Below are 451 nucleotides of genomic sequence, written 5' to 3' on the forward strand. Positions count from 1 at the left end.
GGCTCATGGGCGACGAGCACGCGCAGGCCCATGTGATTGGTCAGCGGCGTCTGGTCGTGGACCTTGAGCGTGTGCTCGTAGAACCGCACGTACGAGTCCGTGCCGGAGACCTTCATGCTCACGGGGATGAGCACGGCCGCCGCAAGGTCGCCGCCGATCAGCAACTGCACGTGCGTCTTCGCGATGCGCTTGTCGCGCAACAGGTAAATCCCCGCCACCGTCAGCCAGCCGATCACGGGCAGGTCGGGGCAGACGCGCAGAAGGCCGGCGTAGACCATGCTCGCGCCGGCCAGCTTGAGGTAACGCTTGCGGATGAGGCAGGCCGACAAGACGAGGTAGAAGAGCCAGTCCTGCCGGAGGAACGCGCCGCCGGTCCAGTAGAAGGGCGCTGACGGCTGGCAGCCCCAGAAGATCGCCGCGACCGAGAAGACCCGCCACCCGAACGCCCAGT

Annotated in this window: 1 protein-coding gene; it reads right to left on the bottom strand. The window is 67.0% G+C overall.

Annotated elements, in window-relative coordinates:
- A partial coding sequence (locus tag BN4575_RS22935; protein WP_218060812.1) for a hypothetical protein occupies positions 1 to 451 on the bottom strand: 451 nt, incomplete at both ends.

This window comes from Aeromonas sp. EERV15 (assembly GCF_900079845.1).
In the GTDB taxonomy this organism is placed as follows: Bacteria; Pseudomonadota; Gammaproteobacteria; order Enterobacterales; family Aeromonadaceae; genus Aeromonas; species Aeromonas sobria.